The sequence below is a fragment of the Streptomyces sp. NPDC050508 genome (assembly GCF_040655155.1).
Lineage (GTDB): Bacteria > Actinomycetota > Actinomycetes > Streptomycetales > Streptomycetaceae > Streptomyces.
The window spans coordinates 39,712-64,367 of record NZ_JBFAJJ010000023.1 but is presented as its reverse complement, the minus strand read 5'-3'; the positions used below and the strand labels follow the sequence as shown (position 1 = coordinate 64,367).

Here is a 24,656-nt window from a genome sequence, read left to right as displayed (position 1 = left end):
TACGTCACGGTCCGGGACCACGGTCCCGGACCGTGGTGTCTACTGGAACGCATGCCTGAGCACGTCACGATCCTCCAGCTGACCGGTGTGGCCGTCCTCGCCCTGGCGAGCGTCGCCTGGGTGTTCGGCCTGACGCGGATCCTGCGCCGCTCCCTCGCCGAGCCCACCGTGTGGCACGCGGCCCACCCGATGTACGGCCTCCCGTACCAGCGTGACACCGCCCCTCACCTGGAGTCCGTCGAACTGACCCCGGCGGAGAGGGACGCCTTCGCGGGTCTGGTACGACAGCTCAGCGACGGGCGCTGAGGCGGGTCTTGGGGTTCAGGCCTCAGAAGACCTGCGCCGCGCGGCGCTCCATCGCATCCCGGGCCGCGTCCTCGCTGACGTACACCTCACACATGTGACGGCCGTCCGGTGTCGCCGTGTGCTCGACCTCCCACAGGGAGATCTCCGCGCCGTCGTGCAGCAGGAACGCGTGCTCGTAGAGCGAGAAGCACAACGCGGCACGGCCCGCTCGGAACGGGCGGCCGAAGGCCTGCGTGATCTGGTGCGCGAACGCCGTCTCCAGCAGCGCGGTCGTCTCCGCGTCCGGCCGGTCGCTGTTCTCCGCCCGGCGCAATAAGCGGCGCGCGTGGTCCGCGGAGTCGTCCGACAGATACGCGTGCCGGGGCTCCGGGACCGGCGACAGGTGCACCATCACCGGGAGTTCGAAGTCCGGGGTGTCCGGCGGCAGCGGCAGACGCGCGGTCGCGGTGCGCAACTCGTCCTCGTCGACGTACACCTCGTGCTGGGTGTCACGGCCCAGCACGGTGTTGTGGACGAGCTCCCAGAGGGTGAGCGCCGAGCCGTCGGCGAGCAGCCACGTGTGCCGGTACGTCTCCCGGTGCAGGCCCGCGCTGTGGTGCGCGGAGTGCAGCGAACTGTCGTGCGCCAGCGCGCAGTCGAGACGCCGTATCGTCTCGTCCGGCAGCTCGAAGGAGTTCAGGGCACGGCCGAGGAGTCGCGCGAGGTGCTCCTCCGGAGACTCGGGCGACTCGGGTTGTTCGTACGCTGCCGTGTCGTACGGAACGCTCAAGGCTTCTCCCGGCGTTGCTGCATGTCACCTTGTGGGTGCATACCGTAGCCCCTCGGTCGGACATCATTCCTGTGAACCGAGAAAACGTATGCCCGGAAAACGCGCGGGCCGCGCAAGATGTTCCCGCGCGGCCCGAAGTTCCGTCAAAACCCGCCGGTCAGGCGGCACTTCCGGCGGTCCACTCGCTCCACCCGAGGTTCCAGCCGTTGAGCCCGTTGTCCGGGGCGACCGTCTTGTCGGGGGAGTTCTTCACGATCACGACGTCCCCGATGAGCGAATTGTCGTAGAACCACTTGGCGTTCGTCGCGCCCTGCGCGCCCTGTACGTCCGCGAGCCCGACACAGCCGTGGCTGGTGCCCGTCTGACCGAAGGGCGGGTTGGACTTGCTGTACCAGTAGTTGCCGTGGATGAACGTCCCCGACGTGGTCAGCCGCATCGCGTGCGGCACGTCCGGGATGTCGTACTCGCCGCCCAGGCCGACCGTCTGGCTGTTCATCCGCGTCTGCGTGAACTTCTCCGAGATCACCATCTGGCCGTTGTACGTGGTGTGTTCCGGGCTGCCCGAGGAGATCGGCAGCGACTTGAAGGTCTGTCCGTCCCGTACGACCGTCATGGTCTGCGTGTTGACGTCGACAGTGGACACCTGCGACCGGCCGATGGTGAACGTCACGGTCTTCTTCTGCACGCCGTAGACGCCGTTCGCGCCCTGCACGCCGTCCAGGTCGATCTTCATCGTGACCTTGGAACCGGCCTTCCAGTAGTCCTGGGGCCGGAAGTCGAGCCGCTGCGCGCCGAACCAGTGCCCCACGACCTGCTGCCCGCTGCTGGACGTGACCGTGATGTGCGACTGGACGGCCTTCTTGTCGCTGATCACCTTGTCGAAGTTGAACGACACCGGCATCCCCACGCCGACCGTCGTCCCGTTGTCCGGGGTGTACGTCCCGATGAAGCTGTTGCTCGAAGTCACCGTCGTGAAGATGGAGTTGGCGGCGGCGGTCTTGCCGCTGGAGTCCTTGGCGGTGGCCGATATCTGGTACTTGGTCCCGCGCTCCAGCTGCTCCTTCGGCTTCCAGTTGCCCCCGTCGGCGGATATCGCGCCGTCCACGGCCTGCCCCGACCCGGCGACCGTCATCTTCACGTCGGTCAGCTTGCCGTCGCTGACCTGCACGCCGGTCGCGTTGATGGACGCGTTCGTCGAGCCGTCCTTGGCGGAGATGGTGATCTTCGCGGTGGACGTCTTGGCGGTCGTGTTGCTGCCGCCCTTGTTGTCGGTGTTGGCATCCGCGCTGGCGTTGCCGCCGCACGCGCTGAGGGTGAGGGTGCCGACCACCAGGGCGGCGATGGCCCCCAGTACGCGCCGCGCTGCTATGTCCGGCGTTGTCACGGGCTGCTCCAGGTTCGTGTGGTGTGCGTGATCCGCTGTGATGCGTGGACAAAGAGGGGCCTCGGCCCTGCGCGGGTTCCCCGCGTTCCCCATGGACGCCGTCCGGTGACAGAACCGGGACATATGCGGGGGTGGGCTGCGTTCCGGGCCAGGGTGGAGGGGTGCGCCGGCGTCTCTGGTCAGGAATGGCCCCCGTTCCAGAGGGTGCCTACCGTCTCCCGTACAACTCCTCGTACGACGGCCACGTCCCGCCCGGACCGTCCACCGGCTCCGCGGCGCGTACCGCGCGCACGATCGCGCGGGTCACGACGTCCGCGCCTGCCGCGAGGACGGCGTTGAGGGCGAGGGGGTTCTCGGCGTCGAGCGGGCGGGCCCCGGTGGCGAGCGTGAACACCGTGTCCCCGTCGTTCAGCAGGTGCACCGGACGTACGGCGCGTGCGATGCCGTCGTGTGCCGTGCCGGCCAGCTTCTGCGCCTGTGCCTTGGTGAGGTCGGCGTCCGTGGCGACCACCACGAGGGTGGTGTTCAGCGGGGGAGGCGTGTTCTTCGCGGCGGCCTCGGCGAGGCGCAGGCAGGCCGCCTCGTGGACGCGCTGCTCGGGATACTGCGCGCGTCCCTGGAACAACTCCCCGTACAGGACACCCGTTTCGGGGTCCGTCACCGACCCCGCCGCGTTGGCCACCACCAGCGCGGCCACCGTGATCCCCGACTCCAGCACGGTGCTCGCTGTTCCGATTCCGCCCTTCAGCGGCCCGACCACGGCTCCCGTACCGGCGCCCACGCATCCCTCGCGCACCCGCACCCCGGGCCCGCTGATCGCGGCGGCCTCGACCGCGGCCCGCCCGGTGGCCGCGTCCGGCCTGGCCCGGAAGTCCCCGCCCCGCCCCAGGTCGAAGACACAGGCCGCGGGTACTACAGGGACAACATGCAGCGGATCGACGCCGACGCGCACTCCGCGGCCCTGCTCCTCCAGCCAGGCCATCACCCCGGACGCGGCGTCCAGCCCGTACGCGCTGCCGCCGGTCAGCACGATCGCGTCGACCCGCTGCACCAGGTTGCGCGGATCGAGCGCGTCGGTCTCCTTGGTGCCGGGCCCGCCGCCGCGCACATCCACGGCGGCCACCGCCCCGCCCTCCGGCGCGAGCACGACGGTGGTACCGGTGAGCCACCCGCCGCCCGAACGCGTCGCATGCCCCACCCGCACCCCGGCCACGTCCGTCAATGCGTCAACTGTCATGGGGCTCAGTCTTGCCCAACGCGCGGCCGATCCGGGGACGGCCGACGCGGCGCGCGCCACTGATCCGGCGATGGTCGGCCCAGCTTGGGCGACTGTTTCGGCACTGGCCAACTGGGCGTTGCCGGCGCTCAGCTCACCAGCCGTGTCGCCTCGGCCCTGTCCTCCCCGGCGGCAGCCATGCGTGCCGTAAGCGTCACGCCGACCGCCACCGTCAGCGCCGACACCAGGCCCGCCGCGAGCACCGCCCAGCGGCCCAGGAAGGTGCAGCAGATCACCAGCAACGCCGCCACGGGGAGCACCAGTTGCTGGGTGATGCCCACCTTGTAGTGGCGGGCGTGCAGCGCCCAGACGCTGAGCAGGTACAGCGCCGTCGGTAGGGTCACCGCGGCGGAGGCGGCGAGTGTGGAGATGTGGGCCTTGCCGACCGCCTGTGTGACCGCCACCTCCAGGCCCGCGCCGATCGTGGCCGCCGAGGCGAAGATCAGGTAGTGGCCGTAACCCCACAGGAACGCCTGCTGGTTGGACCGAAGGTGCCCGTGGATCGGCACCACGAAGTAGATCCACCAGGCGGCGAACACGATCAGCAGTCCGCCCGCGGCGATGGGCAGCAACTCGCCCAGCGCGGCGTGCTCGTCCACCCCCGACTTCACGGCGACCGTGGCCGCCGCGATCGTCTCGCCCAACACGATGATCGTGAACAGCCCGTACCGTTCCGAGATGTGGTGCGGATGCCACGGCGTAGGGAAGTCTTTCTCCGCGTAGCGCGGCACGCTCAGCTCGGCGATCACCATCACGAGGAACACCCAGCCGCGGGCCGGTTCCGGCAGGACCACCAGGCCGGTCCAGCCGACCATGCAGAGAAGCACGCCGCCCGCGTACCGCAATGCCATCGTCCGCTCCGGGCCGTCCGCGTCCTTGGCGGCCCGCAGCCACTGCGCGGCCATCGCCAGCCGCATGATCACGTAGCCGAGCCATACGACCAGGTAGTCGTGCTGCTGGAAGGCCCGCGAGACCCCGGCCGCGAGGACCAGGACGCCGGCGATCTGCACCAGGGTGACGACCCGGTACAGCACATCGTCGTTGTCGTAGGCCGAGGCGAACCAGGAGAAGTTCATCCAGGCCCACCAGATCGAGAAGAACTGCATCGCGTAGTTCAGGACGCCCTGGCCCGTATGCCCCTCCGCGACGGCGTGCGCCAGCTGGACGCCCACCTGCGCGATGGCCACGACGAAACACAGGTCGAAGAACAGCTCCAGCGGCGAGGCGACCCGATGCGGTTCGTCGCGGCCTCGGGCGATGAGCGGGCGCAGGGGCCGAAGGGGGCGCGGGGGTCTGTGAGTCTCGGACGTCATGGGGCCAAGCACAGCAGATATCGTCCGCCGCTGGCCGTACCCTGGAGCTATGAGTACCACCCCCGCCGCTCCCGAACCGCGTGATCCGAAGCCCGCGCTGGTCTTCGACGACCCCTTGAGCCGGCCGTCCTCGGACGACACGGACCGTGGGTGGGGCGAGCGGCCCGAGGGCGACAGCGCCGCCGATCTCAAGCGCTTCCTCGACGAGAAGCCGCCCCACCACATCTGAGCTGTCGGTCACGCCCGAGCCGTCGGCTACGGCTCCCGGTGTCCCTCGCCGCGCTGCGCGACGAGCGCGTCGCGGATCTCCTTGAGCACCTCCAGCTCGGTGATCTCGATGACCTCCTGCGTGCCCTCCTTGGCCTTCCGCTGGGCCTCCGACCGAGCCAGGTACTTCGACATCGGCAGGACCATCAGGAAGTAGACGACCGCCGCGGTGATCACGAAGCTGAGGGCGGCTCCCAGGACGGAGCCCCACATCAGCTGGATGCCCTTGTCGCCCGAGCAACTGCTGCTCAGACACGAGCTGTAGGTGTCCAGGTTCTGTGTGCCGATCGCCCCGACGAGCGGGTTGATGATCCCCTTCACCACCGAGTTGACGATGTTCGTGAAGGCGGCGCCGATGACGACCGCGACTGCCAGATCGACGACGTTCCCGCGTGTCAGAAAGGACTTGAAGCCCTGCCAGACGCTCGGTTCCTTCTTCTTCTCGCTCAACTCGGAGCCTCTTCTCGCACGTGCACGGTGTGGAACGAACAGCTCCGCAACCTACGTCAAGGCCCGGCCGCCCTGTCCAATTCGGTAACTCGAACGAGGGACTTGACACGAATTCGCACAGGCGACGGAGGGCGCGGCTCACGAAACGGAGGGCGCGGCTCAGCACAGTGTCACCGCCAGCCGTGCCGTCGCGCTCGCACCGGCCAGCCGCGCCGCCGTGCTGCGCGGCACCGAGAGCACCACCAACGCCCCACTGCCGTCCGCCTCTTCGAGCGGCTCGGGCACCTTCGTCACCCGCGCCCCGCGCGCGACCACCCGGGCGTCACCGCCGGTCGCGGACTCCTCGGCGGCGATCACGTCGACCCGGTCGCCGGACCGCAACAGCCGGACCGTGCCGGCGTCGGCGATCCGCACCGGCGCCGACACCCACTCGACCGCCCGGCGCTGCCGTACCGGATCGGCCACCGGATGCCCGCGGGGCCGCTCGCTGTGGCGTGCCTCCGCCGCATCACGCGGGCCCGCCGCCACGAGCGCGACCGCGGTCACCGCGAGCCCGACGGCCACGGCCCGCCGCCGATGCCGTAGCAACCGACGCAGTCGATACCACCCGCCGCGCACCCGCACGGGCGCGAAGTGCGGCACCTCGCACGTGGCCGGAGCATCGGTGCCCAACGGGCGCGGAAAGGACGGAGGGGAGAGGGACATGTGGACCACCACCTGCGACGAGGGATCGGCTTGCGGTCCCACGATGCGGCAATCCGCCGAGGCCCGCCGGAGCCCGTGTGCTACCCGCCGGTTGTGGACAACTCCCTCACCCGAACGGGAAGTTCCGCACCTCCCGCGCTCTCTCGGCTACGGCAGCTCGAACCCCGGATCCATCCCGCCCAGCGCGTTCGCGCACAGGCAGTCCCGCGCCCCGCTCTCCGGCAGCGCGGCCACCGCGTCGAACAGCACGCCCCGCAGCCGGTCCACGTTGGCCGCGAACACCTGCAGCACCTCGTCGTGGGAGACGCCCTCGCCGGTCTCCGCGCCCGCGTCGAGATCGGTGACCAGGGTCAACGAGGAGTAGCAGAGCTCCAGTTCACGGGCGAGCGGCGCCTCGGGGTGGCCGGTCATGCCGACCACCGACCAGCCCTGCGCCTGGTGCCACAGGGATTCGGCGCGGGTCGAGAAGCGCGGACCCTCGACCACCACGAGCGTGCCGCCGTCCACCGCCTCCCAGTCCTGCCCGCGCGCCGCCTTCAGGGCGGCTGCCCGGCCGGTCGGGCAGTAGGGATCGGCCAGGGACACGTGCACCACGTTCGGCACCGTGCCGTCGGGCAGCGGGAGTCCGTCGAAGTAGGTGGCCACCCGGGACTTCGTACGGTCCACGAGCTGGTCCGGTACCAGCAGGGTGCCCGGCCCGTACTCCGGGCGCAGCCCGCCCACCGCGCACGGGCCGAGGACCTGGCGCACGCCGACGGAGCGCAACGCCCACAGGTTCGCCCGGTAGTTGATGCGGTGCGGTGGCAGATGGTGGCCGCGCCCGTGCCGGGGCAGGAAGGCGACCCGTCGACCGGCGATCTCGCCGAGGAAGAGGGAGTCGCTGGGCGGCCCGTAGGGGGTGTCCACCTGGATCTCGGTCACGTCGTCGAGGAACGAGTAGAAGCCTGACCCGCCGATTACGCCGATCTCTGCGTTCGCCATGACCAGCACACTAGCCGCCGCCGAAATGGCGCAGGAACCGGCTCCGAAAACACCGAAGACCCTGTCGTCGTACGACGACAGGGTCCCGCGAGAAAAAACCTACGCGGCGGAGCTGTTGCTGGACGAGGAGCCCGAACTCGACGACTTCGACTTGGAGTCCGAGGACGAGGTCGAGGTCGACGGGGTGGTCGGCTTCGAGTCCGAGGACGTCGACGGCTTCGCGGTGGCCGGCGAGCTGCTCGACGAGGAGCCGCGGCTGTCGTTCCGGTAGAAGCCGGAGCCCTTGAAGACAATGCCGACGGCGGAGAACACCTTCTTCAGGCGGCCACCGCAGTTGGGGCACTCGGTCAGGGCGTCGTCGGTGAACTTCTGCACCGCCTCAAGGCCCTCGCCGCACTCGGTGCACTGATACTGGTAGGTCGGCACTGTGTCTTCCTCCTGGCACTCTCACTCAATGAGTGCTAACGAGCGTCCATACTGACGTATTCCCGGGGATCAGTCCACTGCCACCGGCACGCGGTGACCGACGCCACGTGCCACGGTGCGGCTGCGGGGCCGGGTCGCGAGGCGTGACCGGAGGGCCACCAGGGTTCCCAGGGCGAGCACCGTACCGGCCATCGGGACCAGGAAACCGGCGCCGCCCCACAGGCGGTCCTCCAGTTGTCCGGCGACGGTGACGGCGACGGCCTGGCCGAGTGCGACCGCGCCGGTCAGCCAGGTGAAGGCCTCGGTGCGGGCGCCGGCCGGGACGAGCCCCTCGACCAGGGTGTAGCCGGTGATCAGGGCGGGCGCGATGCACATGCCGACCAGGAGACCGAGGGCGGCCAGGAGCAGCACCGAGTGGGCGGTCCACAGGGCGGACGCGGTCAGTGCGAGGGCGGCGTAGCCGACGAGGAGGCGGCGCTGCGGGGCGACCTTCCAGGCGACGGCACCGCAGACGACCCCGGAGAGCATGTTGCCGGCGGCGAACGTGCCGTAGAGGACGCCGTTGAGGCCGGGTTCGCCGATCGACTCGGTGAAGGCGGCCAGGGAGACCTGCATCCCGCCGAAGACGGAACCGATGCCCAGGAAGGTCGCGATCAGTACGCGCACCCCGGGGATGCCCAGTGCGGAAACGTGCTCCACGCGTGCGTGCCCGGCGGTGACGGTCACCGTGGGCTGGGTGCTCTTCCGGGCGGCGAACAGCAGGCCGCCGATCAGGGTGAGCCCTGCCTCCGTGATCAGGCCCGCGGCCGGGTTCACGGCGGTGCACAGGGCGGTCGCCAGCAGGGGGCCGAAGACGAAGGTCAGCTCGTCCGTGACGGACTCGAAGGCCGCGGCGGTGCTCAGCAGCGGGGAGTCCTGGAGCTTGACGGCCCAGCGGGCGCGCACCATGGGCCCGATCTGCGGCACCGAGGCGCCGGTCGGCAGGGCCGCCACGAACAGTGCCCACAGGGGCGCGTGGCCGAGCGCGAGGGCCGTGAACGTGAGGCCCGAGAGGGTGTGCACCAGGACGCCGGGGAGCAGGACGGCCCGTTGTCCGTGGCGGTCGGCCAGTCGTCCGCTGTAGGGCGCGAACAGGGCCATGGAGACGCCGGTGACGGCCGCGGCGGCGCCCGCCGCGCCGTAGGAGCCGGTGGTGTGCTGTACGAGCAGCACGATGGAGATGGTGAGCATCGCGAACGGCTGGCGTGCCGCGAAGCCGGGGAGCAGGAACGTCCAGGCGCCGCGCGTGCGCAGCAGCTGCCCGTATCCGGGGCGGGAGGTGACCGTGGATGCCACGGCCCGTGCCTTTCTGCCACCTGGTAGCGCGCCCCGTGCGGGGGGAGCCGAGCACTGTCCTCTTGCGCGGAACTGCGGTAGATACCGGTGCCCACTGCGGAGGAGGGATTCGGCCGCCATACGGTCGCGCCAGCACTGCGTCAGGCAGAGTTGGTTCGATCAGAATGTGCCTTCATCGTACAGGTGATGAAGCCTGGTGAGCCTGTGAAAACGGGCACCACGCGCGCGTTCACCTGCGATTGGTGAACATGTGAACCGTACGAAACATGCCCTTAATGACCGGCGCCGGTGGTGTCCGTGCCCAGCCACCCGGCCAGCTTGCCGCCGTGGCCCACCGCGCGCAGCCGCTGTTCCGCCGCGTCCCGGACGGGGTCCGTGGTGACGACGAGGAGTTCGTCGCCGCGCCGCAGGACCGTCGTGGGCAGCGGGACAAACGATTTTCCGTCGCGTACGACGAGGGTGACGGCGGCCCCGGCCGGCAGCCTCAGCTCGTTGACCTCGACGCCGTGCATCTTCGACTCGGCGGGGATCGCGACGGACAGCAGATGCCCGCGCAGTCGCTCCAGGGGCGCCGATTCGACGCCCAGGTCGGCGGCCTCCGAGCCCTCGCCGAGCCGCAGCTTGCGGGCCAGCCAGGGCAGCGTCGGCCCCTGGACGAGGGTGTAGACGACGACCAGGACGAAGACGATGTTGAAGACGCGGCGGCTGCCGGAGACGCCGTTCACCATGGGGATGGTCGCCAGGATGATGGGGACGGCGCCGCGCAGCCCGGCCCAGGACATGAGGGTCTGTTCCTGCCAGGGCACCCGGAACGGCGTGAGGCTGAGCACCACGCTGAGCGGCCGGGCCACCATCGTCAGCACCAGGCCGATGAGGAGCGCGGGCCAGACGTCGTCCCCCAGCTCGTGCGGGGTGACCAGCAGGCCGAGCAGGACGAACATGCCGATCTGGGCGATCCAGCCGAGCCCCTCGGCGAAGCCGCGCGTCGCGGGCCAGTGGGGCAGCTTGGCGTTGCCGAGCATCATCGAGGCGAGATAGACCGCCAGGAAGCCGCTGCCGTGCGCCAGTGCGCCCGCGGCGTACGCGGTGACCGCGATGGCCATGACGGCGATCGGGTAGAGACCGGAGGCGGGCAGCGCCACGTGCCGGATCCCGAACGAGCCGAGCCAGCCCACCGCGAGGCCCATGGCCGCGCCGATGGCCAGCTCCAGGGCTATCTCGCCCACCAGCACGTACCAGTGCTCGACCGGGCCCGCCGTGGAGAAGGCGACGACCAGGATGACCACCGGGGCGTCGTTGAAGCCGGACTCGGCCTCCAAGGTGCCCGTCACGCGCGCGGGGAGGGGGATTCGGCGCAGGACGGAGAACACCGCCGCCGCGTCCGTCGAGGACACCACCGCCCCGATGATGAACGCCTGCCGCCACTCCAGGCCGACCAGATAGTGCGCGCCCGCTGCCGTGACGCCGACGCTCACCGCCACCCCCACCAGTGCCAGCGTGGCGGCGGACGACAGGACCGGCCCGACCTCCTTCCACTTCGTGCCGAGGCCGCCCTCGGCCAGGATCACGACCAGGGCCGCGTACCCGATGACCTGGGTCAGCTCGGCGTTGTCGAAGTGGATGTCGCCGATGCCGTCCTGGCCCATGGCGACGCCGATCCCCAGGTACACGAGCAGGCTGGGGAGCCCGCTGCGCGAGGAGATCCGGACCGCCGCGACGGCGACGAGCAGGACGAGCGAGCAGACGAGCAGGAGCTGGTCGAGGTGGTGGACAGTCAGTGGCCTTCCCTTCCTCGGCTGACGCGCGTACAGGGCGGCAGCACATGTACAGGGGACGCGAGGCTGCGGCGCCATGCATCCAAGTACTTCGTTACCTTACCTAACTCTTGACGCTTTCTTGACACTTCTCCAGGCAAGATCGAACGCCCGTCCGCGCCGGTACCCGACTCCGCGTCAAGTCGCCCGGGACCCTGCGCCTATGGTTGCTCCAGCGCTCAGTCAAAAGCACAGCCCGCCCTGCCGCTCGCGTTAGGACAGCAAGGACAGCGATGCCCCCCAACACCACCGCCTCATCGGGTCATAAGCCCGGCAAGTCCGGCAGGAAAAAGGGGCGCAAAGCCCGTCTTCTGGTGCTCGTCCTGGTAATGGCCATCATCGGGGGCATCGCCTACGGCGCGTACTGGTCCATCAGTACGGTCCGCGCCTCCCTTCCGCAGACCACGGGCTCGATCACGCTCGACGGCCTCTCCGGCCCCGTCGACGTCAAGCGTGACAGCTACGGCATCCCGCAGATCTACGCGTCCTCCGACGCGGACCTGTTCATGGCGCAGGGCTACGTCCAGGCGCAGGACCGGTTCTACGAGATGGACGTGCGCCGGCACATGACCGCCGGGCGGCTGTCCGAGATGTTCGGCAAGAGCTCGGTCAAGGACGACGAGTTCCTGCGCACCCTGGGCTGGGACCGGGTGGCTCAGAAGGAGTACGACACCACGCTGTCGGCCTCCACGAAGAAGTACCTCCAGGCGTACGCCAAGGGAGTCAACGCCTACCTTCAGGGCAAGGACGGCAAGGACATCTCCCTGGAGTACGCGGCCCTCGGTTTCGAGAACGACTACAAGCCCGAGAAGTGGACCCCGGTCGACTCGGTCGCGTGGCTCAAGGCGATGGCCTGGGACCTGCGCGGCAACATGAAGGACGAGATCGACCGCGCCCTGATGACCAGCCGCCTCGGCCCCCAGCAGATCGCGGACCTGTACCCGGACTACCCGTACAGCCGCAACCAGCCGATCGTCACCGAGGGCGAGTACGACGAGTACACCAAGACCTTCAACGGCGGCGACAGCTCCTCCAGCTCGTCCACGAGCGGCACGACGGGCTCCTCGTCGTCCTCGTCCGGCTCGGCCCTCACAAGCCAGCTCGCGGGCCTCTCGAACGTCCTGGACGACCTCCCGACGGCCGTCGGCGTGAACGGCCAGGGCATCGGCTCCAACTCCTGGGTCGTCGCCGGGAAGAACACCATCACCGGCAAGCCCCTCCTGGCCAACGATCCACACCTGGAGGCGTCGCTGCCGTCCGTCTGGTACCAGATGGGCCTGCACTGCCGCACGGTCTCCAGCAAGTGCCAGTACGACGTCAGCGGCTACACCTTCGCGGGCATGCCCGGCGTCGTCATCGGCCACAACCAGGACATCGCCTGGGGCATGACCAACTCCGGGGTCGACGTCACCGACCTCTACCTGGAGAAGCTCTCCGGCGACGGCTACCTGTCCGACGGCACGACGAAGCCCTTCACGACCCGCACGGAGACCATCAAGGTCGCCGGCGGCGCGTCCAAGAAGATCGTCGTCCGGGAGACCGGCAACGGACCGCTGGTGTCCGACCGCGACGACGAACTCGTGAAGGTCGGCAAGAAGGCCACCGTCGACACCGCGGCCCCCGACAGAGGCGACGGCTACGGCATCTCCCTGCGCTGGACCGCCGAGGACCCGGGCACCACCATGGACGCCGTCTTCGCCATCGACAAGGCGTCCGACTGGAGCGAGTTCCGCTCCGCGTCCGCGAAGTTCGACGTGCCCTCGCAGAACCTCGTCTACGCCGACACCAAGAACAACATCGGCTACACGCTGCCCGGCAAGATCCCCGTGCGCGGGAAGGGCGACGGCTCGCTGCCCGTGCCCGGCTGGGACTCCAAGTACGACTGGACCGGCTACATCCCGCAGGCCGCCCTGCCGTACGAGTACAACCCGAAGCGCGGCTACATCGTCACCGCCAACCAGGCCGTGATCGACAAGGACAAGTACCCCTACACGCTCACCACGGACTGGGGCTACGGCACCCGCAGCCAGCGCATCACCGATCTGATCCAGTCGAAGATCGACGGCGGCGGCAAGATCTCCACCGACGACATGCGGCAGATGCAGCTCGACGACAGCAGTGAGATCGCCAAGCTGCTCGTGCCCAAGCTGCTGAAGATCGACGAGCCCGACCCGGACGTGCGCGAGGCGCAGAAGCTCCTGGAGGGCTGGGACTACACCCAGGACGCCGACTCGGCGGCGGCCGCCTACTTCAACTCGGTGTGGCGCAACATCCTCAAGCTCGCCTTCGGCAACAAGCTGCCCAAGGAGCTGCGGGTCGAGGGCCAGTGCCTGTACGTGACACCTGTCGACACCACCGGTCCCGCCGACGAGGACACCCAGAAGGTGCGCGAGTGCGGCGAGCGTGATGCCGACGCGGCCCAACCCGACGGCGGCGACCGCTGGTTCGAGGTCGTCCGCAAGCTCATGGACGACCCCACCAACGACTGGTGGAAGACCCCCAAGTCGGGCAACCGCCCAGGGGCGAGCAACATGAACCAGCTGTTCAAGCGCGCCATGATCGACGCCCGCTGGGAGCTGACCGCCAAGCTCGGCAAGGACATCGACACCTGGAGCTGGGGCCGGCTGCACCGCCTGTTCCTGAAGAACCAGACCCTGGGCACCGAGGGCCCCGCCATCGTCCAGTACGTCCTCAACCGCGGCCCCTGGAAGCTCAGCGGCGGCGAGGCCACGGTCAACGCGACCGGCTGGAACGCGGCCGGCGGCTACGGAGTCGTCTGGGTGCCGTCGATTCGCATGGTGGTCAACCTCGACGACTTCGACAAGTCCAAGTGGATCAACCTCACCGGAGCCTCCGGACACGCCTTCAGCGCGCACTACACCGACCAGACCGGCAAGTGGGTCAACGGCGAGCTGCTGCCGTGGTCGTTCTCGTCGAAGGCGGTCGACGGCAGTACGAGCGACACCCTGGTGCTGAAACCGTGAGCCGCTGACCCTCTCGAATGGCCCTCCACGCACGCGTGGAGGGCCATTTCAGTTCCCCGGGAACCGGTGCACACCGCTCGGTGTCACCGCCGCCCGCACCGGCCGGTCGTGCGCCTCCGCAGGCACGTGCCCGACGACCTCGGAGTCGTACAACAGCACCACCAGCGCGGGATGTACGCCCGTCCGCTCCAGCCGCGCCAGCACGCGGTCGTACGACCCTCCGCCGCGCCCCAGGCGCATCCCGCGCCGGTCGACCGCCAGGCCGGGCAGCAGGACGACGTCGGCGGCGGTCACGGCGTCCGGGCCGAGCCGCTCCCCGGAGGGCTCGAACAGGGCCATCTTTCCGCCGTGTTGGACCCGCGCGAGCGAGCCCTCGCCGTCGTAGGCGCCCCAGTCCAGGTCGTTGTCCGGGAGCAGCGCGGGGAGCAGGACGTCGACGTCCCGCGCGCGGAGTGCGTCCAGGAGCGGGAGCGTCCCGGGTTCGCTCCCGACGGAGACGTACGCCGCCACCGTGCGCGCGTGCGCCAACTCGGGCAGCCCGAGCGCGCGATCCGCGAGCGCGACGGCGGCTTCCCGCACGTCATCGGCCGTCAATCTGTTCCTCACCGCGAGGAACTCTCGTCGCAACATTCGCTTGTCAGGCTCGGCTTCACGTCCTAGGTGACGCACAGGTCCCACCCGTATCCTTCCTAATGCGCTCATATGAGAGCGTTTTAATCGGAGCCACAGATTCTGCACAAAGGCACCGGATAAGGTTCGGGCATGACTCAGTCGCACCCCAGGATCAGCAAGGCTGTCATTCCCGCAGCCGGTCTCGGCACCCGGTTCCTGCCGGCCACGAAAGCAACTCCCAAGGAGATGCTGCCGGTCGTGGACAAGCCCGCGATCCAGTACGTGGTCGAAGAGGCCGTGTCGGCTGGGCTCGACGACGTCCTCATGATCACCGGACGCAACAAGCGCCCCCTTGAGGACCACTTCGACCGCAACTACGAGCTCGAATCCGCCCTCCAGAAGAAGGGCGACGCGAGCCGCCTCGCCAAGGTCCAGGAGTCCAGCGACCTCGCGACCATGCACTACGTCCGCCAGGGCGACCCCAAGGGCCTCGGCCACGCCGTGCTGTGCGCTGCCCCGCACGTCGGCCACGAGCCCTTCGCCGTCCTCCTCGGGGACGACCTGATCGACCCCCGTGACCCGCTCCTCGCGCGCATGGTCGAGGTCCAGGAGCTGCACGGCGGCAGCGTCGTCGCGCTCATGGAGGTCGAGCCCGAGCAGATCCACCTCTACGGCTCCGCGGCCGTCGAGGCCACCGCGGACGCCGACGTCGTCAAGGTGACCGGCCTGGTCGAGAAGCCGGACGCGGCCGACGCCCCGTCGAACTACGCGATCATCGGCCGCTACGTCCTCGACCCCCACATCTTCGACATACTGCGCAAGACCGAGCCCGGCCGCGGCGGCGAGATCCAACTCACCGACGCCCTCCAGCAGTTGGCCACGGACGAGAAGGTCGGCGGCCCCGTGCACGGCGTCGTCTTCAAGGGCCGCCGCTATGACACCGGCGACCGGGGCGACTATCTGCGTGCCATTGTCAGACTCGCGTGCGAACGTGAAGACCTGGGCCCGGACTTCCGCGCCTGGCTTCGCAGTTACGTAGCCGAGGAGATGTAGCAACGTTGAGCACCGCCGCGAACCGCACCACAGGACCGGACCACCTCTGGTCGGTGGACGAGCACCTGGAGGACATCCTCGCGACCGTCCGCCCCCTGGAACCCATCGAGCTGCAACTGCTCGACGCCCAGGGCTGCGTCCTGGTCGAGGACATCACGGTGCCGGTCTCGCTCCCGCCCTTCGACAACAGCTCGATGGACGGGTACGCGGTGCGGGTCACGGACGTCGCGGGCGCGAGCGAGGAGTTCCCCGCCGTCCTGACGGTGATCGGTGACGTAGCGGCGGGCCAGTCCGAGCGGTTCCATGTGGGCCCCGGCGAGACCGCCCGCATCATGACCGGCGCCCCCCTCCCGCCCGGCGCCGAGGCCGTCGTCCCCGTGGAGTGGACCGACGGAGGCCTCGGAGGCGGCCCGGTCACCGGCATGCGAGCCCGCAGCCAGGCCCCCGAGGGCGCCGGCGGGCACGTGAACGTGTACCGCTCGGCGGAGGCACGCGCACACGTGCGCGCGAAGGGCAGCGACGTGAAGGCGGGCGACCGCGCCCTGGACGCCGGCACCGTCCTCGGCCCGCCGCAGATCGCCCTGCTCGCCGCGATCGGCCGCGGCACCGTCCGCGTACGCCCACGCCCGCGCGTGGTCGTTATGTCCACCGGCAGCGAACTCGTCCAGCCCGACGAGCAGTTGGGCGACGGCCAGATCTACGACTCGAACAGCTTCGCCCTCACCGCCGCCGCCCGCGACGCCGGAGCCATCGCCTACCGGGTCGGCGCCGTCACCGACGACGCCGAGACCCTCCGCTCCACCATCGAGGACCAGCTCGTCCGCGCCGACCTCATGGTCACCACCGGCGGCGTGAGCGTCGGGGCGTACGACGTCGTCAAGGAGGCCCTGTCCTCCGTCGGGGACGAGGACGAGGAGGGCGCCGGGATCGACTTCCGCAAGCTCGCCATGCAGCCCGGCAAACCCCAGGGCTTCGGCTCCATCGGCCCCGACCACATCCCGCTGCTCGCCCTCCCCGGCAACCCGGTGTCGTCGTACGTCTCCTTCGAGTTGTTCGTCCGGCCCGCGATCCGCACCCTGATGGGCCTCGACGACGTCCACCGCCCGACGACGCGCGCCACCCTCACCGCGGACAAGGTGCTGACCTCCCCGAAGGGCCGCAGACAGTTCCTGCGCGGGACGTACGCCGACGGCGAGGTGACCCCTGTGGGCGGCGCCGGATCGCACCTGGTCGCGGCCCTCGCGCTCGCCGACGCGCTGATCGTCGTCCCCGAGGACGTCGAGTCCGTGGAGCCCGGCACCGAGGTCGAAGTGGTCCTGCTCGGCTGAGCAGTGCTGGTTGGCGGTACCGTGTCGCGCACAACACGCCCGGACCGGGAGCGCCACACAGCATGACTGAGCCTTTCCGGGGGGAAACCCCTGGACCCCCTGCGCAAGAACGCCTCACGCACATCGACGACGCGGGCGCCGCCCGGATGGTCGACGTGTCCGCGAAGGACGTGACCGCGCGCACCGCCACCGCCAGCGGACGCGTCCTCGTCTCGCCCCGCGTGGTCGAACTGCTGCGCGGCGAGGGGGTCCCCAAGGGCGACGCCCTGGCCACCGCCCGCATCGCGGGGATCATGGGCGCCAAACGCACCCCGGACCTGATCCCGCTCTGCCACCCGTTGTCGGTGTCGGGTGTGAAACTGGACCTGTCGGTCGCGGACGACGCCGTACGGATCCGGGCCACCGTGAAGACGACGGACCGCACGGGCGTCGAGATGGAGGCCCTCACCGCGGTCTCCGTCGCCGCGCTCACCGTGATCGACATGGTCAAGGCGGTCGACAAGGGAGCGGTCATCACGGACGTGCGCGTGGAGGAGAAGACGGGCGGCAAGTCGGGCGACTGGAGCCGGACATGACGCCCGACAGCACTGTGCCCGCGCAGTACCGGGCTCTGGTGGTCACCGCCTCCAACCGCGCCGCCTCCGGGGTCTACGAGGACAAGGGCGGCCCGCTGATCGCCGACGGCCTCAAGGGCTTCGGCTTCGCGGTCGAGGGCCCGCAGGTGGTCCCCGACGGCGACCCGGTGGAGGCCGCCCTGCGAGCCGCCGTAGCGGCCGGTTACGACGCCGTCGTCACCACCGGCGGCACCGGCGTCTCGCCCACCGACCGCACCCCCGAGGCGACCCGCGCGGTGATCGACTACGAGGTGCCGGGCATCGCCGAGGCCATCCGGGCGTTCGGCCGGGAGAAGGTGCCGACCGCGGCCCTGTCCCGCGGCCTGGCCGGAGTCGCCGGGGGCACACTGATCGTCAACCTGCCGGGTTCGACCGGCGGGGTGAAGGACGGCCTCGCCGTCCTGGAACCCCTGCTGGCGCACGCGGTAGACCAGATCCGAGGCGGCGATCACCCCAGACCCGCCGACACCAGTGGGGGTGTGAGCTGAACAGCCCATCCTGGCCCGCCGTGCTGGTGGACGGCGACATCGTCCTGAGGCCGATAAAACTCCGCGACCAGAGCGTCTGGCGCGAGGTCAACCGGCGCAACCGGGACTGGCTGCGCCCCTGGGAGGCGACGATTCCGCCCCCCACGCCCAGCGGGCCGATCGCACACCGGCCGACCTACCGGCAGATGGTCCGGCATCTCCGCTCCGAGGCGAACTCGGGCCGGATGCTGCCGTTCGTCATCGAGTACCAGGGGCGCCTGGTCGGGCAGTTGACGGTCGCCGGGATCACCTGGGGCTCCATGTGCTCGGGCCACATCGGTTACTGGGTGGACGAGTCGGTGGCCGGACGCGGAGTGATGCCGACGGCCGTGGCACTTGTCGTCGACCACTGTTTCCGGGCCGTGGGACTGCACCGCATCGAGGTCTGCATTCGCCCGGAGAACGGCCCCAGTCGCCGGGTCGTCGAGAAACTCGGATTCCGTGAGGAGGGGCTCAGGCCCCGTTATCTCCACATCGACGGCGCCTGGCGCGACCACCTCGTCTTCGCACTCACCGCGGAAGAGGTGCCCGAGGGGTTGCTGGCCCGCTGGCAGCGGGCACGCTCCCGGAGCACCCCGCACGACAATCCCGCATAGCCCAGAAGCTCGGAAATGGAATAAGTGTTCGAAAGTGATCGACGGATGACCGTCTTGGGGCAATGAATTCGCCAACTCGGCGGCCTGTTGATCGCATCCATCACAAAAAAAGCTCGAAATATCAGCCAGATCGTGCGACACACCGGCTCAATTGGCAGATGGCCTCACGCAAACCCCTCTACCGTGTGAGGCGTGAGCAGCAGCGGCCTCATCTACGCAGTCATTGTCGGGGCCTGGGCCGCCTACTTGGTGCCGATGTGGCTCCGTAGGCAGGACGAGCTGAACGAGGCCCGTCCGACGGAACGCTTCAGCACCGCCATCCGGCTGCTGTCCGGACGGGCGGGAATGGAGCGCCGGTACGCCAAGGACCTGCGGGCGCGCTCCACCGAGGAGGGGGAGACCGGCGCCGTCGTGCCGGACGCCGTCACCGACTCGGTGGACGTCCGGGCCTTCGCCATGCCCCCGGCCCGTCCCCAGGTACACGCGCCCGTCCGGCAGCAGAGCCAGGAGCGGCCGGAAGCGGCGCGAGAACCGGAGCGTGAAGCCGTGCGTGCGCCGGTTCGCGAACCGGCGCACGAGCACGCGGCCAAACCGGCCCCCCAGCAAGCCCCCGCGCCCGCCAAGGCATCCAAGTCCGGCTCCGCGCCTGCGCGCAAGCGCGTCCCCGTCGCGCGGCGCACGCCCGCCGAGGAGGCCGCGGCAGCGCGCGCCCGGCGTGTGAAGGTGCTCGCGCGCCGCAGGCGTACCACCGTGATGCTCTTCCTCGCCTTCACCCTCGGCGCGATCGTCGCGGCGGTCGGCGGGCTCGCCCTGCTGTGGGCGCCCGGCGTACCGGCGGTGCTGCTCAGCGGATACATCGCCTACCTGCGCTCCCAGGAACGCCGCCGCTTCGCCTACCAGATGGACCGGCGCCAGGCCGAGGTCGCCGCGCAGCGACTGCGGGAGCGTCAGCCGCGCAGGCGCGCGTCCGTGGACGCCGGCATTGACGACGCCGACGAGAGGCCCGAACCGGCGACGGACCCCGGGATGTCCGCGCTCGCCGCGGACCGCCGTGCCCTCGTCGAACAGACCGACCACGCCGAGTGGGTCGACCAGCAGCGCGAGCGGCAGCGTCGACCGGGCCAGGGCGACAGCTGGGACCCGGTACCAGTACCGCTGCCGACGTACGTCACCGCGCCCGTCGCGCCGCGCGCCACGTCCGACGTGGACCTCGGGGCGCCCGACGCGTGGAGTTCGGCCCGCTCCAGCTCCGTAGCACCGGAGCAGGAGGCCCAGCCCGCCGCACGGGACGAGGACGCGGAGGACCCGTCGGACGACAAACCGACGGCGGACGGCCGCACCGACGCCCGTCGCGCCGCCTCCGCCCGACGGGCCCGAGAGCGGGGCCGCACCCCCCTGTTCGACCAGTACGAGGACGGCGAGCGGCCCCGCGCGGCCAACGAGTGACCAGGCAAGGAACGGATTTCCAAGCACCCTGACGGGGATGCTAGAGTTTCACTCGTTGCAAGGGCCTGTGGCGCAGTCTGGTAGCGCACCTCGTTCGCATCGAGGGGGTCTGGGGTTCAAATCCCCACAGGTCCACCATGGGGCCGTTCACGAGTTAGCTCGTAGGCGGTTTACGAAATCCCGCCCGATCACTTTGATCGGGCGGGATTTCGTCGTTTCTGGGCTCGTTGGGAGGTCTGGGTGCGCACGTCGTGGCGTTGTGGCCGGCGTTGCGGGGGTTGTGGCAGGTGTACGGGCATGGCTGTGCACGCCGGCCTGGGGGGTCGGCGCGCGGTGGTCGGCTGTGGTTGTCGTGCGGGTCTGACGTCAGGTCATGCGCGGAGGCGGGTGGCGTCCGGTGAGGTATGCCGACGGGGCGATGGCCGGGCCGGTGTTCAGGGGCAGTGGGCCTGCGGCCTCGAAGTCGGCGTCGGTGAGTTCGTCGGGGCCGGCGCGTTCGGTGAGCCAGGTCTCCAGGACGGTCAGGTTGGCGACGGCGAGCATGACCGCGAGAAGGAGGGTCTGGGTGACCTGTCCGGGGGCGGGCCGGTGCTTGGGGTTGCCGATGTCGAGCGTCCCGCTCTTGAAACGGCCGTTGGCCCCCTCGTTATGGCTGCGAATAGGCCGATAAGTGTTCAGCCAGGGTGTATGCAGGTAGTGCACGTCCTGGCGGTACTTGGCCAGACGCCAGTCGGCCTTGGCGTCGGCGGGCACGGTGATGGAGCCCGCGCAGCACACCCGGGGCATCGCCTCTGCTGGCGGTGGCGCGAAGTGTTCGGCGTCAGGGATGTGGATGGTGGGGCGGGCCGCCGCGGGGAGGGTCCGGGCCGGAGGTTCGCTGAGGTTGATCACCCGGACGGGCATCGCCGAAGCGGCGGGGGTGCGGGGCCGCAGCCGGTCGCGGCGGAGGCAGTTGACCGTCGGGGAGGGGCCGGAGGCCGGGCAGTGGAGGCGGATCGCCCCGCGTGGGTCGGGTCCCTGCTTGAGTTTGAGGTGGTGCGGCTCGCGGGCTTCGATCTTCTCGCGGAGTTCGTCGCTGCGAAGCCGGACGGTGTCGTCGTCGGCGCCGGTGGTGGCGTGGATGAGCGGGGCGGGGGTGAGCGGGCACAGAAGCGATCCGTCGACGAGCGGGGCTCCTTGCCAACTGCCCTGCAGGCCGCGTTCCTTGACCTTGTAGTCCAGGGCGAGCCGGTAGCCGAGGCGCCGCACGGGGCTCTGGAAGGTGGGTGGGCTGCAACCGGTGTAGGCGCGGTCGGCGGCCAGGATCCCGGCGGGCAGGCCGAGTTCGGCGAGCTGGGTCAGGATCGTGACGGCGTTGGGCCCGGTGCGGACGGTGGGGGTGTCGAGTTCGAAGCCGAGGCACAGTTGGGGGTATGCCTTGGGCGGGTTGTCGTCATGGTCGCGGTGGTGGGCGGCGATGGCCAGGGTCGCGCTGTAGCCGAAGGTCTTCTCGCCGCTGCCACCCTTGAAATGCCAGCCTGCGGTGATCTCCACCGAGGCGGTGCCGCGCCGACGGCTGTCGGGGTGGGCCATGACGGGAACCGAGGTGGCGTCCACGCCGACGTCACCGTTCCAGCCGCGCAGGTGTCCGCGCTGGTGGGCCATGCGAACGGTGGCCAGGACCAGGCGGTTGGCCAGGGTCTGGAGGCGGGTGGCGGCGGTGCGTCCGTCTGGGCTGTCCCAGATCGCGGCGTGGAAGTCGGCATGGCGTTGGGGCAGTCGGGAGCGCCGGTCGTGGCGGACCGGGTCCAGGACGGTGGTGACGGTGTCCAGGCCCCGGTAGAGCCGTTTGCTGGAAGCGATACGCGCGGAGGGCCAGGAGGGAGGCCGGTCGGGGATGTTCAGCCAGCCACGTGCTCTGGGCTCGAGGCCGTAGTGCAGGATGCGCCAGGCATCGGCGACGGTGGCCCGGCCGGTGTAGTACGCCGACAGCAGCAGACCGGCCAGCACCACACGGGGGCGTACCCCCTTGGGACCAGGACGGTCCTTGAGGAGTTCTTCCAGCTCCTGGGGGATGCCGGAGCGGTCCAGGAGGGTCAGCAACTGGCCGACCTTGGAGTCGGGGATCTTCGCCGCCCCGCTCAGCGGCGGCTTGGGCCGCAGCCACCGGATCCGGATCTCCGGATCGTCGAGGACTTCCGGTCGGCGCATCATGGCCGGGGTCCGCGCAGCAGCGCGGCGGCCTGCTCGGGGCCGAGCGGAGGTACCCAGTGGAAGTAGGGAGCCAGGCCCGCAGCCGAGCGCATGCCCGCGGCATCCGCGACCAGGGCCGGATCGATCCGCTGCCGCAGCAGGTCCACGATCCACGTGGTCCGCAGCCGCCGCGCCGCCAGCGGGGGCAGGCCCTCGTGCGGCCGGTGGCGGGCGGGCCAGGAACTCACCAGGTTCTTCGCCGCCTCGACCTTGCGGCCGGGCCGGAACAGGTAGCCGTCCCCGGCGACCTGGGCGAGTTCGGCCAGCGTCTGCTCCCACCCGGAGCGACAGGCCACCAGCCGCCCCAGCCAGGGCACGTCGAGAACAATCATGCCCTGGGCGGTGACGCGCAGATCGCTGCCCCGTACGGCGGGCACTTCACCCGGGGCCAGGCCGCAGCCCGCAGTGAGCGCCATCAGCGCCAGCCCGTCCAGCCGAGCCCGGCCCGGCAGCAGCTCCACCCAGCTCCGCAACCGGTCCAACTCACCCAGTTCGTACGGTGGTTGGGGTCGGCGATCCGCGGCGATCCGGATCGGCGGGGCCTCCCCGCGCTGCACCCACACCAGCGCCTCCCGGGTGCGGCGCAGCCAGGTCCGGAAGGTCTGCGCCGTACTGCCCGGCCTGTCCCTGAGCCCACGCAGGATGAACGCGTCGATGGTCTCGGTCCGCATCCACAGCCCCGGATCGCGCGGCAGACCGGTGCTGTCGGCCCACACGGCGAGTCGGCCCACCACATGCAGCAGATGCCCCGCCTCGTAACACGTGGCCGGGGCCGCCGCCGTGACGGTGGCCCTCACCTGGTCCGCGACCGGCCCCCACCGCTCCGGCGGCAGGCGGGGGCGGTAGCGGCGGATACGGGCGGAGACCTGCGAGTTCAGCGTCACGGACCAATCCCACCGGCTGGTCAAGCAGCCAGTGAAGGGATTGAAGCCGATCTTCACGTAAAGGAGTGCATCAGCATGGTCGGAGGCATGGCCCGGCGAACACCGCCGCGCGAGCTTGCCCGCGATCCGGAAACCTGGCCCCACGCCGAGCTCACCGACCCCGGCGCCGCCGCTGTCCAGCACATCGCCCGCGCCCTCGCTGCGACCATGGCCGAAAGGAGGCTCAGCCTGCGTGCTCTCGCGGATACCTCCGGGGTGAACCGGCAGGCCATCGCGGATCTGTTGGGCGGGAAGTCCTGGCCGGACATCGCCACCGTGGCCCGCCTCGGGGATGCCCTCGGAACCCCGCTGTGGCCTCAAATGGCCGTCTTCGAAGGGAAGATGAGTCATGAAGCCTCAATCCCTGCCCGAACCAGTGCGATAGGCGATCGGGCATGACGATTTCGCGGCTCCACCCGCCGAGCGCTGTACGACTCGAATACGCTCGGACACGCGTTGAGCCACCTGATGGGAGCTCGCGTGCCGGCACCGCCGATCGGTTACCAGGCCACCGGCGGTGCCGACCCTCTCCTTCAGCCCGCCCTTCCGGACGGCGAAGGAGTCTGTGTTCAGCCCTCCCCGGCCGCCCCCTCTCCAGCCACCCTGGCGGCATGGGCCGAGGCGATCGCGAACCAACCCGTGGGCCCCTCGACGACGTGTCCCTCGTCCACCAGCTTCTTCAGGCGGCCCCGAGCCGTCTCCACCCGTGCCGGAGTGGAGACATCCTCACCGATCGCTGCTGCGATATGCCGTGCCCGCATGGCCTTCCCAGCAGTAGCCAGTACCGACAGCATCCGCCGGCGGCCTTCCTCCCAACTGGTCGGCCCCACCGGGCCGAAAGCCGGTTCGGGGCCCTGCGCGGATCCAGGCGCCGCGGCTGGGTCGCCACCCTGAGCACCTGCCTCGTCCGCCGGAGCCTCAGGCCCGCCCGCTCCCTCGGCATCTGGAGGCAGTGAATCGAGCGTCTCCCGCGTGAGCGCCAGCACACGTAGCCGTTCCTCGGCCGTCGCCATCCGCTGGTGAATCGTGCCGACTTCCTCGTGCAACGCGGCCAACGTGGCACTGACGGCGGCCTCTTCCCGCTTCAAACGCTCATACAACGACGCCACGATCAGCTCCCGGCTCCTGGCAGCACCCTGAAAACCCCCAGCGCTTCCGCCGGAGCCTCCACCACACCGTAGGAGCCACAGCCGCAAGATCGCACGAGCTGTCCGCCAAAGACCGCAAAGGACAACTCCCGCCCGCACACTGCCCCTTGAAGCGCACCGCAGGGACACGTGCAGACCACCGCCATGCATGATCGCCTCTTCCTCAG

24 protein-coding genes and 1 tRNA gene are annotated in these 24,656 nt (G+C 70.1%); 11 read left to right on the top strand and 14 right to left on the bottom strand.

Annotation, left to right across the window (positions count from 1 at the left end):
• Positions 1-51 precede the first annotated feature (51 nt).
• Entirely contained in the window at positions 52-306 is a 255-nt protein-coding gene (locus AB0I69_RS42105) for a hypothetical protein (protein WP_363101086.1), read from the top strand.
• A gap of 22 nt (positions 307-328) precedes the next feature.
• Here the strand turns inward: AB0I69_RS42105 and AB0I69_RS42100 are convergent, their stop codons facing one another.
• From AB0I69_RS42100 to AB0I69_RS42085, 4 genes are all read right to left on the bottom strand, one after another.
• Positions 329-1,075 (bottom strand): DUF6227 family protein, encoded by a 747-nt coding sequence (locus AB0I69_RS42100; RefSeq protein ID WP_363101085.1) that lies wholly within the window; start codon positions 1,073-1,075, stop codon positions 329-331.
• A 157-nt stretch (positions 1,076-1,232) separates the two neighbouring features.
• Positions 1,233-2,459, bottom strand: coding sequence for an Ig-like domain-containing protein (locus AB0I69_RS42095; RefSeq protein WP_363101084.1), 1,227 nt, complete (start codon positions 2,457-2,459; stop codon positions 1,233-1,235).
• Positions 2,460-2,667: 208 nt separating this feature from the next.
• The gene (locus tag AB0I69_RS42090; protein WP_363101083.1) at positions 2,668-3,696 is read right to left on the bottom strand and encodes a P1 family peptidase; all 1,029 of its coding nucleotides are present in this window, start codon (positions 3,694-3,696) and stop codon (positions 2,668-2,670) included.
• A gap of 128 nt (positions 3,697-3,824) precedes the next feature.
• Positions 3,825-5,048: a low temperature requirement protein A gene (locus AB0I69_RS42085; protein WP_363101082.1), complete on the bottom strand. Its 1,224-nt coding sequence runs from the start codon at positions 5,046-5,048 to the stop codon at positions 3,825-3,827.
• A gap of 49 nt (positions 5,049-5,097) precedes the next feature.
• Here AB0I69_RS42085 and AB0I69_RS42080 point away from each other — a divergent pair, with 49 nt between their 5' ends.
• A complete protein-coding gene (locus AB0I69_RS42080) occupies positions 5,098-5,277 on the top strand; it encodes a hypothetical protein (protein ID WP_363101081.1) in 180 nt (59 codons plus the stop codon).
• 26 nt (positions 5,278-5,303) lie between these two features.
• On the opposite strand, the gene mscL is transcribed toward AB0I69_RS42080, so the two are convergent.
• From mscL to AB0I69_RS42050, 6 genes are all read right to left on the bottom strand, one after another.
• On the bottom strand, positions 5,304-5,765 hold the full coding sequence (gene mscL, locus AB0I69_RS42075; protein WP_363101080.1) for a large conductance mechanosensitive channel protein MscL: 462 nt from the start codon (positions 5,763-5,765) through the stop codon (positions 5,304-5,306).
• A gap of 159 nt (positions 5,766-5,924) precedes the next feature.
• Positions 5,925-6,470 (bottom strand): hypothetical protein, encoded by a 546-nt coding sequence (locus tag AB0I69_RS42070; RefSeq protein ID WP_363101079.1) that lies wholly within the window; start codon positions 6,468-6,470, stop codon positions 5,925-5,927.
• Between the two features lie 147 nt (positions 6,471-6,617).
• Positions 6,618-7,451 (bottom strand): S-methyl-5'-thioadenosine phosphorylase, encoded by an 834-nt coding sequence (locus tag AB0I69_RS42065; protein WP_363101078.1) that lies wholly within the window; start codon positions 7,449-7,451, stop codon positions 6,618-6,620.
• Between the two features lie 99 nt (positions 7,452-7,550).
• Positions 7,551-7,877 (bottom strand): FmdB family zinc ribbon protein, encoded by a 327-nt coding sequence (locus tag AB0I69_RS42060; protein ID WP_363101077.1) that lies wholly within the window; start codon positions 7,875-7,877, stop codon positions 7,551-7,553.
• Between the two features lie 69 nt (positions 7,878-7,946).
• Positions 7,947-9,212 carry an MFS transporter gene (locus AB0I69_RS42055; protein WP_363101076.1) on the bottom strand — a complete coding sequence of 422 codons (1,266 nt, stop codon included), beginning with the start codon at positions 9,210-9,212 and terminating at the stop codon, positions 7,947-7,949.
• 272 nt (positions 9,213-9,484) lie between these two features.
• Positions 9,485-11,065 (bottom strand): potassium/proton antiporter, encoded by a 1,581-nt coding sequence (locus tag AB0I69_RS42050; protein ID WP_363101075.1) that lies wholly within the window; start codon positions 11,063-11,065, stop codon positions 9,485-9,487.
• Between the two features lie 194 nt (positions 11,066-11,259).
• Here AB0I69_RS42050 and AB0I69_RS42045 point away from each other — a divergent pair, with 194 nt between their 5' ends.
• On the top strand, positions 11,260-14,010 hold the full coding sequence (locus tag AB0I69_RS42045) for a penicillin acylase family protein (protein WP_363101074.1): 2,751 nt from the start codon (positions 11,260-11,262) through the stop codon (positions 14,008-14,010).
• A 48-nt stretch (positions 14,011-14,058) separates the two neighbouring features.
• Here the strand turns inward: AB0I69_RS42045 and AB0I69_RS42040 are convergent, their stop codons facing one another.
• Entirely contained in the window at positions 14,059-14,679 is a 621-nt protein-coding gene (locus AB0I69_RS42040) for a 5-formyltetrahydrofolate cyclo-ligase (RefSeq protein WP_363101073.1), read from the bottom strand.
• 93 nt (positions 14,680-14,772) lie between these two features.
• Here AB0I69_RS42040 and galU point away from each other — a divergent pair, with 93 nt between their 5' ends.
• The 7 genes from galU to AB0I69_RS42005 all read left to right on the top strand — a co-directional run bounded on the left by galU (position 14,773) and on the right by AB0I69_RS42005 (position 20,324).
• On the top strand, positions 14,773-15,675 hold the full coding sequence (galU, locus tag AB0I69_RS42035) for a UTP--glucose-1-phosphate uridylyltransferase GalU (RefSeq protein WP_363101072.1): 903 nt from the start codon (positions 14,773-14,775) through the stop codon (positions 15,673-15,675).
• A gap of 5 nt (positions 15,676-15,680) precedes the next feature.
• Positions 15,681-17,003, top strand: a complete 1,323-nt coding sequence (gene glp / locus AB0I69_RS42030) for a gephyrin-like molybdotransferase Glp (RefSeq protein ID WP_363101071.1) — start codon at positions 15,681-15,683, stop codon at positions 17,001-17,003.
• A 62-nt stretch (positions 17,004-17,065) separates the two neighbouring features.
• Positions 17,066-17,578, top strand: coding sequence for a cyclic pyranopterin monophosphate synthase MoaC (gene moaC / locus AB0I69_RS42025; protein ID WP_363101070.1), 513 nt, complete (start codon positions 17,066-17,068; stop codon positions 17,576-17,578).
• Positions 17,575-18,105: a MogA/MoaB family molybdenum cofactor biosynthesis protein gene (locus AB0I69_RS42020; RefSeq protein WP_363101069.1), complete on the top strand. Its 531-nt coding sequence runs from the start codon at positions 17,575-17,577 to the stop codon at positions 18,103-18,105. The genes moaC and AB0I69_RS42020 overlap by 4 nt, the downstream gene beginning before the upstream one ends.
• A 20-nt stretch (positions 18,106-18,125) precedes the next feature.
• A complete protein-coding gene (locus tag AB0I69_RS42015; protein WP_363101068.1) occupies positions 18,126-18,740 on the top strand; it encodes a GNAT family protein in 615 nt (204 codons plus the stop codon).
• 192 nt (positions 18,741-18,932) lie between these two features.
• Positions 18,933-20,186 carry a gephyrin-like molybdotransferase receptor GlpR gene (gene glpR, locus AB0I69_RS42010; RefSeq protein WP_363101067.1) on the top strand — a complete coding sequence of 418 codons (1,254 nt, stop codon included), beginning with the start codon at positions 18,933-18,935 and terminating at the stop codon, positions 20,184-20,186.
• Positions 20,187-20,247: 61 nt separating this feature from the next.
• Positions 20,248-20,324, top strand: a tRNA-Ala gene (locus AB0I69_RS42005).
• A gap of 228 nt (positions 20,325-20,552) precedes the next feature.
• Here the strand turns inward: AB0I69_RS42005 and AB0I69_RS42000 are convergent.
• Positions 20,553-22,379 carry a hypothetical protein gene (locus AB0I69_RS42000; RefSeq protein WP_363101066.1) on the bottom strand — a complete coding sequence of 609 codons (1,827 nt, stop codon included), beginning with the start codon at positions 22,377-22,379 and terminating at the stop codon, positions 20,553-20,555.
• On the bottom strand, positions 22,376-23,302 hold the full coding sequence (locus tag AB0I69_RS41995; RefSeq protein ID WP_363101065.1) for a hypothetical protein: 927 nt from the start codon (positions 23,300-23,302) through the stop codon (positions 22,376-22,378). Before AB0I69_RS41995 ends, AB0I69_RS42000 begins: the two co-directional genes overlap by 4 nt.
• Before the next feature lie 75 nt (positions 23,303-23,377).
• Between AB0I69_RS41995 and AB0I69_RS41990 the strand changes: the two genes are divergently transcribed.
• Positions 23,378-23,740, top strand: a complete 363-nt coding sequence (locus AB0I69_RS41990; RefSeq protein WP_363101064.1) for a helix-turn-helix transcriptional regulator — start codon at positions 23,378-23,380, stop codon at positions 23,738-23,740.
• Positions 23,741-23,910: 170 nt separating this feature from the next.
• On the opposite strand, the gene AB0I69_RS41985 is transcribed toward AB0I69_RS41990, so the two are convergent.
• On the bottom strand, positions 23,911-24,450 hold the full coding sequence (locus AB0I69_RS41985; RefSeq protein WP_363101063.1) for a hypothetical protein: 540 nt from the start codon (positions 24,448-24,450) through the stop codon (positions 23,911-23,913).
• Between the last annotated feature and the right edge of the window lie 206 nt (positions 24,451-24,656).

What these genes read in the sequence shown, in the direction of transcription:
- AB0I69_RS42085 (WP_363101082.1), bottom strand. Translation starts at nt 5,048, where the DNA reads ATGACGTCCGAGACTCACAGACCCCCGCGCCCCCTTCGGCCCCTGCGC.
- AB0I69_RS41990 (WP_363101064.1), top strand. Translation starts at nt 23,378, where the DNA reads ATGGTCGGAGGCATGGCCCGGCGAACACCGCCGCGCGAGCTTGCCCGC.
- AB0I69_RS42045 (WP_363101074.1), top strand. Translation starts at nt 11,260, where the DNA reads ATGCCCCCCAACACCACCGCCTCATCGGGTCATAAGCCCGGCAAGTCC.
- galU (WP_363101072.1), top strand. Translation starts at nt 14,773, where the DNA reads ATGACTCAGTCGCACCCCAGGATCAGCAAGGCTGTCATTCCCGCAGCC.
- AB0I69_RS42080 (WP_363101081.1), top strand. Translation starts at nt 5,098, where the DNA reads ATGAGTACCACCCCCGCCGCTCCCGAACCGCGTGATCCGAAGCCCGCG.
- AB0I69_RS42070 (WP_363101079.1), bottom strand. Translation starts at nt 6,470, where the DNA reads ATGTCCCTCTCCCCTCCGTCCTTTCCGCGCCCGTTGGGCACCGATGCT.
- AB0I69_RS42105 (WP_363101086.1), top strand. Translation starts at nt 52, where the DNA reads ATGCCTGAGCACGTCACGATCCTCCAGCTGACCGGTGTGGCCGTCCTC.
- AB0I69_RS42000 (WP_363101066.1), bottom strand. Translation starts at nt 22,379, where the DNA reads ATGATGCGCCGACCGGAAGTCCTCGACGATCCGGAGATCCGGATCCGG.
- AB0I69_RS42090 (WP_363101083.1), bottom strand. Translation starts at nt 3,696, where the DNA reads ATGACAGTTGACGCATTGACGGACGTGGCCGGGGTGCGGGTGGGGCAT.
- AB0I69_RS42065 (WP_363101078.1), bottom strand. Translation starts at nt 7,451, where the DNA reads ATGGCGAACGCAGAGATCGGCGTAATCGGCGGGTCAGGCTTCTACTCG.
- AB0I69_RS42020 (WP_363101069.1), top strand. Translation starts at nt 17,575, where the DNA reads ATGACGCCCGACAGCACTGTGCCCGCGCAGTACCGGGCTCTGGTGGTC.
- moaC (WP_363101070.1), top strand. Translation starts at nt 17,066, where the DNA reads ATGACTGAGCCTTTCCGGGGGGAAACCCCTGGACCCCCTGCGCAAGAA.
- AB0I69_RS42050 (WP_363101075.1), bottom strand. Translation starts at nt 11,065, where the DNA reads ATGGCGCCGCAGCCTCGCGTCCCCTGTACATGTGCTGCCGCCCTGTAC.